The 1,913-nt window shown below is 70.9% G+C and carries 1 protein-coding gene; it reads left to right on the top strand.

Annotated features, from left to right (window positions below):
• Positions 1 to 533: 533 nt before the first annotated feature.
• The coding region (locus tag ND747_RS16180) for an acyltransferase (RefSeq protein ID WP_251734443.1) at positions 534 to 1,913 on the top strand (1,380 nt) is incomplete at its 3' end.

The raw sequence follows: 1,913 nt of genomic DNA, 5'->3' as shown, positions 1-1,913 counted from the left end.
GATGTTTAGAGCAGAGGGTAATATGTTTATAAGATCGTGGCTGAGCGCAGACCGGGAGCCGCCGGCTGGTCTCGGCACCGCCGCCGCACGAACGGCAGTCCGGCAGCAGCCACCGTCGGCCCGGTCAGAGTCGGCCCGGTCGGAGCCAACCCGGTCGCAGCCCGCCCGCGTTCCACCGACGGCTGCCGGGACGGGGCCCGGCACACGAACACCCGACGCAGCCGAACTGACCGACAGCTGATTGATATCTTCAGCCGGTTCGGCCGCCTCGGGGTCAGGGGGCGCTGGTACCGTGCCACCGTGCCGGCCACCGTCGCCCACCGGATCCGTGTGATCCGCGGGGCCCCTGTTGTTCCCGGGGTTTTCGCCCGCCACAGCCGCTTTACCCGCCACCGGTCTTCCGGCGACCATCGGTTTTCCGGCGATCGCAGGTTTTCCGGTGATCGCAGGTTTTTCGGTGGCCGCAGGGTCTCCGACCGTCACCGGACTGCTGCGGTGCACCCGGTGTTCGTCAGGTGCAGGGCGTTCGGTTGGTGACGGGCCGCATGCTGTCCGGTTCGTCGGTACCGGGACCCGCGGGGTCGCGGGCGGCCACGCCCACGGCAGTAGCCGAGGCGCCGTCCACAGCCGTCCGGCGTGCGCCCACCGCGAACTTTCCCGGTTTCGACGGGCTGCGTGCGATCGCGGCGCTGATGGTTGTTCTGGTACACACCGCGTTCCCCGCCGGGCTCACCACCGGCAGCGGCGACCTCGGGCCCTACATCGCCCGTGCCGAGGCCGGCGTCGCGGTGTTCTTCCTCATCTCCGGCTTCCTGCTGTACCGGCCGTTCGTCGCCGCCCGACTGGCCGGCGCGTCGCCACCCCTGCCCGGTGGGTACCTGGTGCGGCGGCTGATGCGCATCCTTCCGCTGTACTGGCTGGCGCTCGCCGTCACCCTCAACGTCGTCAGCGACCAGCGGATCGGTGTGCACGGCCTGCGCGGCGCGCTCCAGACCGCACTGCTGGTGCAGGGCTACCAGGACACCTGGGCCATCCAGGGCCTCACCCAGGCCTGGACCCTCGACATCGAGGTCGCCTTCTACTTCGCCGTCCCGCTGTACGCGTGGCTGCTGGGGCGGCGGCGCCGAACGCCCGAGCAGCAGGTGCGGGTGGAACTGGCGGCCCTCGCGGTGGGCTATCTGGCCTCGAGAGTGGTGCATCTCACTGTCGTCCCGCTTCGGCACGGCTGGACCAGTGGCTGGAACGTCTGGCTGCCGGTCTGGTGGGACCTGTTCGCGCTGGGGATGGCGCTTGCGGTGATCTCCGCGCGGTGCGCCCAGCTCGGTCGCCAGCCCCGTTGGGCCGGGGTGCCCGGGTTCGGGTTCGCCTGCTGGGCCCTCGCCGCGATCTTCTACTGGCTGGCCGTCCGGCACGCCGGCCTGCCGCTGTCGCCGATCTTCACACCGAGTCGGTCGCAGGACCTGGACCGGCATCTGCTGTACGGCCTGTTCGGGTTCTTCCTGCTGGTGCCGGCGGTGTTCGGCCCGCCCGGCCAGGGAGTGATCCGGCGGTTGCTGGCCAGCCGGATCCCGGTCTTTCTGGGCTCGATCTCATACGGGATCTACCTGTGGCACACCGCGGTCATCGACCTGGTGCTGGATCACACCAGCTGGCAGATCTTCAAGATCCCCTACCTGCCGTTCCTTGCCGTGGTGCTGGCCGGGACGCTGGCCCTCGCCACCGTGACGCACTACCTCGTCGAACTGCCGTGCATCCGGCTGTCGCGGCGCTGGGCACGCCGGGTCGACGCCCAGGTGGGCCGGTGGAGGGGACGACCGGTTCCGGTCGCCGGCCGGCCGGGAACCGGCGCTGTGGTGGCGGGTGCGGGCGGTGCGGCCGGGCCGGTGCCGCCGCTGCCGATGCCCGCGCTGGAC

The sequence above is a fragment of the Frankia sp. R82 genome (assembly GCF_023716925.1).
GTDB lineage: Bacteria > Actinomycetota > Actinomycetes > Frankiales > Frankiaceae > Frankia.
Note: the sequence above shows the minus strand (reverse complement) of the source record. Positions and strands in the feature narration are given on the sequence as shown.